Consider the following 5,692-nt stretch of genomic DNA (forward strand, 5'->3'; position numbering starts at 1 on the left):
GAAAGAAGCAGGTGAAGGGGGGCAAGCGGCCGCATGTTCATGCCCATGCCATCGTTACCATGCGTTCGGAGTCGGGCGACCGGATCGAGACGACTCCGGCCACCTTCCGGCAATGGCGTGAGGTCATGGCCGAGAAGACGCGTGACCACGGCATCGATATGGAAATGACCGATCGGCGAGAGTTCGCCACGCCGCCAGCCTTCACGCGAAATCAGGTTCACGCCGTCAAGCATGACGGTCGAACCGAGCATGTCGGCACCAGCGATCCGGCGCAGGCGCGATATGACGCAAAGCGAGCTGGTCGGCGCGTGGTGGCGACGAGCCAGAGAAGCCGCCAGTACATCCTAAAAGCGCAGGAGACCTGGCAGAAGATTGCAGTCAACGCCGGCGACACAGTGGTTGCGGCCTAGGCCGCTCAGCATCGCTCCTATCTGGAAAACGGCCTTGCCCAAACGGATCAATTGCCTGCTGGTGCAGTCATTCATGCAGATTTCGGCGGTGATTACCGCTCCAGTATGTTAGCAATCAGAGACATGTTGTCGGAGGCAAAGGACATGCGCGAGCAGACACTCCCAGAGTTCGAAGCGTACGAAAAGACGGTTGAAACGGCTCTATTCAACCTTCAGCGCAGCGCTGGTCCAGAGGACCGGTCAGGCTTCGAAGAGGTTTCCTCCCTCGCTCGCGAGATCGTCGAGCTGCGAAGGCAGATGCTCGAGCTGAGTGAACTACAGCGTTCGGAAGAGCACGATAAGAATGCAACACAGCCTATCGATAGCACGCAAGCAAATGCCGCACAGCAGCGCGTTTCTCGTATCCACGAACTGGAGCATGAAACGAGTGAACAGAGGGAGCGTATTCAAGACAACCGTGATCGCTGAAATCTCATGCAAATCCGTCTCAAAAATAGAAGCCTTCAATCTTCAAGGGCTCGCAAGCTAAATCCTGTCCATTCCTATGCTGGACTCTTCAAATGAGTGTAGCTTTACAAATAGAAGACCCAGTGCAGACGGAAGCCAGTCGGACCTTTTGCCAAAAATTTTATTGAGGAGAGAAGATCGCTATGGCGAGATGGAAGGAAGCCCTGGCGGCTTGTGGTCACGCGTAAGCATTGTGGGCATGATCGTTGCAATGCTCTGGCTTGTCGCGCGCCCGGCGACCGCCGCATTCCTTGAAAGGATCGGCGTCGTCGCGACCTTCGAGGATCCTGGATAGCCTGATGCCGAAACGCCCGCAATGTTCCGCTATGGCGGTTTTCCGCTGGCTGCGGGCCGGGATCTAAGGCCTGACGGGAAAAGGCCCTCTCCGGATAGACAGCTTTCTGCGGCTGCACCGCGAAGCCAGGGTCAAGATCAGCTGGGGCCTTGTCAGCGGCAGCGCGGATCTCGATCGGCTCCTGTCGACTGGGCGCATCTTGGCGAAAGCGGGTGCGCTTCTCGCCTTCGAGGGCAATAACGAGCCGAACAACTGGCCGGTGACCTATCGGGGCGAAAGGACGGCGGCCGGTTCTTCTGGCTGCCGGTGGCCAAGCTTCATGCCGACCTCTACCGGGCGGTCTAGGCGGATTCCCTGCTCAAGTCACATCCGGTCTGGTCGGTGAGCGAGCCCTGGGGCAGACGGACAATGCCGGCCAGCAATTTCTCGAAATTCCACAGGGCACGGGGACCTTGATGCCAGCCGGGACCCGGTTTGCCGATTACGCCAATGTGCATCATTATCTCCATCATCCGAGTGTGCCGGAACCGGCCGACCATAAGGCCTGGAATGCTGCCGATCCGACCGGCGCGACGATAGGCGGTACGGTGGACGAGCGGATTCACGGGTTGAATCTGGTCAATCTCTATCTGTCACAATTTGCCAGGGGCTACAGCTATACCTCCGTCTATATCCTGCGCGACCGCACCGACGAACACGGAAACCAGACCTTCGGCTTCTTCTGGCCGGACTACAGCCCGAGGCTTGCGGCCCATTACCTGCACAATCTGAACCGGATTCTTGCCGATCCCGCGTGCCGCCAGTCGCCCGGCCAGCTGGATTACGAGATCGGCCGGAAACAGGAGACGGTGCATGATCTGCTCTTGCAGCACAGCGACGGCACGTTCCACCTCGTCATATGGGGCGAGGCGCTGGCGGGATCGAGCTGCGTGCAGGTCCGGTTGGCCGATCGCGTGCGGCGTGTGGATCTCCCGGTTACGGGGTATCGTACCAAATTTCGATGATAGGAACCCATTTTGTGGGACCGGAGGCCTTCATCCGACGTGGGACGCATACCGGAGCGCGATGCTCCCGCATCGGTCGAGGATTTGGACAAACTCGGTGAAGGTAATCCGGCCCATCCAGGGGACCGGGCGCTTTCGGCCTCCGGGCGTCGTCGAAAATCCGCGCCGGACCGATGGGTCCGACTGTAGTTTTCTCCTCGCCAGAAACCAAAATCGCTCCGGCGCAAACGATCCCTATCGTTGACATTTGGTATTACGCATCGGCGGCCTGGAGCGCTGCCCGCTGCGCATCGAGCACCGCTTGCAGCGTCTCGTCCAGCGAAAAAGACGCAGACCAGCCCAGATCCGCCTGCAGGGCCGACGGATCGCCGGAAGCGGTTTCCACCGTATTGGCAACATAGCGGGCGGGATCGACGGCCACGGTGATCTTGCCGTTCGAGCGGGCCAGCAATCCGTTCAGCAGGCTTTCGATGGAGATCGGCCGGCCGGTGGAGATATTGTAGCAATGGCGGGCGGGCGCGGAACTGCGGGCGGCCAACAGATAAGCTTCGGCGATATCCTGCACGTGGAGGAAATCCCGGCGCGCAGCGAGATTGCCCACTTGGAGCACCGGCTCCTGCAGGCCCTTTTCGATCCGGGCCACCTGCCTGGCAAAGGCCGGCACGACGTAGTCGGGCGTCTGTTGGGGACCGGTATGATTGAAGGGCCGGAAGACGACGACGTCAAATCCGTCCTGCGCCATCTGGCGCAGCATGATATCGGCGGCGGCTTTGGTGGCACCATAGGCGCTCATGGGTTCCAGCGCGGCATCTTCGAGGATCGGCTCGGCATGTCTGTTGAAGGCATTGCCATAGGCCTCCGAACTGCCGGACCAGATCAACCGTGCGGCGGGCGTCCGGCGTCGCATGGCGGTTGCGACATGCAGCGTGCCCAGGACATTGACCATCCAGGCCTGGCCCTGGTCTTTCTGCGCCTGGCGCGGTGCAGCAATGGCGGCAAGATGGAGGACCGCATCGGCCCGTGCCTGGTCAATGGCCCGCTCGACCGCCGCCGCATCGCGGATATCCGGCCGCAGATCCGTCTCCGGATCGATGAAATCGACGGGATCGAACCCGTCGGGATAATGGCTTGCGATCCGATCAATGACCGCGCGACCGACAAACCCCGTTGCTCCGGTGATCAGAAGGCGGCGTTTCGTCATCGCAGAAGCTCCTCTAGGGTGAAAACTCAGTCAGGTTTCTGGTGTGGCGCGCAGCCTGCAGGAGCTGAGCGGGACGGCCCCCCCGGGGAGAGAAAGCGGACAAGGCGCTGAGCCGGATCAGGACAGGCGCTTGAGGTCTGCGTCCACCATTTCCCGGATCAGGTCTTCCATCGGCGTCACCGCTTCCCAGCCGAGCTTGGCCTTGGCCTTGGCGGGGTCGCCGAGAAGAATGTCGACCTCGGCCGGGCGGAAGAGTTTCTCGTCGATGACGAGATGGTCGTCGATGTTCAGGCCGACATGTTCGAAGGCGATTTCGCACATGGTGCGCACCGTGGAGGTGCGGCCGGTCGCCACGACGTAATCATCGGCCGTGTCCTGCTGCAGCATCAGCCACATAGCTTTGACGTAATCGCGCGCATGGCCCCAGTCGCGCTTGGCGCTGGTATTGCCCAGCCGAAGCTCCTTGGCGAGGCCGAGCTTGATGCGGGCCACGCCGTCGGTCACCTTGCGGGTCACGAATTCAATGCCGCGCAGCGGCGATTCGTGATTGAAGAGAATGCCGCTCGAGGCGTGAATGCCGAAGCTCTCGCGGTAGTTGACGGTGATCCAGTGGCCATAGAGCTTAGCGACCGCATACGGAGAGCGCGGATAGAAGGGCGTCTGTTCCGACTGGATCGGATGCTGCACCAGGCCGTACATTTCCGAGGAGGAAGCCTGGTAGAACCGGGTATCCGGCTTTACGAGGCGAATAGCCTCGAGCATGTTGGTCGCGCCAAGGGCGGTGACCTGCCCGGTCAGGATCGGCTGCTGCCAGGAGGAGGCGACGAAGGACTGGGCAGCCAGATTATAGACTTCGTCCGGCTTGATGCTGGTCACGCTGCGCACGAGGCCCGACAGGTCCTGAAGGTCGCCATCGACGATCTGCACGTCCTTTTCGATCTGCAGCCATTTCAGGCGCGTCAGGTTGACGTCGGCCGTGCTCGAGCGGCGCGCAAGACCCAGGACTTCATATCCTTTCGACAACAGAAGCTGGGCGAGATAGGCGCCATCTTGGCCTGTGATACCAGTGATCAATGCTTTACGGGTCACGTCATGCTCCTGACTGGTCGAGCAGTATCATCTGCTTCGTCAAACTGCCCATGTGGGTCAACAAAGAGAGTGTCGTCTCGGTGATTTCGGTCACAGCCCTCTAGCCGAAGGTCCAGGGTGGTTCAAGCGCAACCGGCGGAATAAGCCCGGATTCTCCGCAATGGGTGCTTCGGAGCGTCGAAGACGCAGCCTCGGGCATTGCTTTTGCATAAAACTTCGCTATGACCCGATAAGATTCGTCCCAACCGGCTGACTGATATCGCAAATCAGCCACAATGTTGATAGGTTGGTCAAGAAATGGCGGTACTATTAGGCGCTGATTTGCCCTGACACAGCAGCGATTGGAAGATAGCTTTATGAAAGTAAACCCGTTTCAGCAGGCCCTGACAACCTATCGCACCATTACCGTCGCGACCATGACCTTCAGCGTCGCGATTAACGTGCTGATGTTTGTCAGTCCGCTCTACATGCTACAGGTTTACGATCGTGTGCTGCACAGCCGCAGCGAGATGACGCTCATCATGCTGACCGTGATTGCCCTGGCCATGCTGGCGCTCTACGGAATACTAGAGTGGATCCGCTCGCGGGTCCTAGTCCGGGCGGGGCTCCGCTTCGACGAGATGATCGCCAAGAGCGTCTTCAGCCGCGTCATCAGCTCGACCCTGAAGCATCCGCAGTCGCGCTCCGAATTCGCGCTGATGGATATCGACCGGCTGCGGGAATTCCTGACCGGTTCCGGCCTGATCGCGCTGTGCGACCTTCCGTGGATGCCGATCTTCCTGGCCGTTTGTTTTCTGTTCCATCCGCTGATCGGCTGGATCGCGCTGATCGGCGCAGCCATCATCTTCGCCATTGCCATTGCCAACGAGTTCATGACGAAGAAGCACCTGTCCCAAGCGACTATGGCCGGGCAGGGCGCCATGCATTTCTCCAATTCCACGCTGCAGAATGTCGAAGTCATCCGCGCGCTTGGCATGGAAGACAGCCTGCGGTCGCGCTGGAGCATGATGCATCGTGGCATGCTGGAAAGCCAGGCCATTGCCAGCGACCGCTCTGGTGCGCTTCTGTCCATATCGAAATTCGTGCGCATGGGCCTTCAGACGGTGATCCTCGGCGCCGGCGCCTATCTGGCGCTCGAAGGGGCGATCTCGCCCGGCTCGATCATTGCCGCTTCCATCATGATGGG

General features: G+C 60.1%; 5 protein-coding genes and 1 pseudogene. 4 read left to right on the plus strand and 2 right to left on the minus strand.

Features of this window, described 5'->3' with window-relative positions:
- The 3 genes and pseudogenes from DOU54_RS28490 to DOU54_RS16990 all read left to right on the plus strand — a co-directional run.
- A pseudogene (locus DOU54_RS28490) lies at window positions 1-410 on the plus strand (conjugal transfer protein TraA); the annotation flags it as partial.
- Between the two features lie 144 nt (window positions 411-554).
- Window positions 555-878: a hypothetical protein gene (locus DOU54_RS28495; protein ID WP_193603393.1), complete on the plus strand. Its 324-nt coding sequence runs from the start codon at window positions 555-557 to the stop codon at window positions 876-878.
- Between the two features lie 789 nt (window positions 879-1,667).
- Window positions 1,668-2,216, plus strand: a complete 549-nt coding sequence (locus tag DOU54_RS16990; RefSeq protein WP_113731702.1) for a hypothetical protein — start codon at window positions 1,668-1,670, stop codon at window positions 2,214-2,216.
- A 253-nt stretch (window positions 2,217-2,469) separates the two neighbouring features.
- Here the strand turns inward: DOU54_RS16990 and DOU54_RS16995 are convergent, their stop codons facing one another.
- On the minus strand, window positions 2,470-3,417 hold the full coding sequence (locus tag DOU54_RS16995) for a GDP-mannose 4,6-dehydratase (RefSeq protein WP_113731703.1): 948 nt from the start codon (window positions 3,415-3,417) through the stop codon (window positions 2,470-2,472).
- 117 nt (window positions 3,418-3,534) lie between these two features.
- Window positions 3,535-4,506, minus strand: coding sequence for a GDP-mannose 4,6-dehydratase (gene gmd / locus DOU54_RS17000; protein WP_113731704.1), 972 nt, complete (start codon window positions 4,504-4,506; stop codon window positions 3,535-3,537).
- A gap of 356 nt (window positions 4,507-4,862) precedes the next feature.
- On the opposite strand from gmd, the gene DOU54_RS17005 reads away from it, so the two are divergent.
- Window positions 4,863-5,692 (plus strand): ABC transporter transmembrane domain-containing protein (locus DOU54_RS17005; protein ID WP_286079930.1); only part of this gene is annotated, 830 nt, incomplete at its 3' end.

Origin of the sequence: Agrobacterium sp. MS2 (assembly GCF_003261015.1) — a bacterium.
Taxonomy (GTDB): Bacteria; Pseudomonadota; Alphaproteobacteria; order Rhizobiales; family Rhizobiaceae; genus Agrobacterium; species Agrobacterium pusense.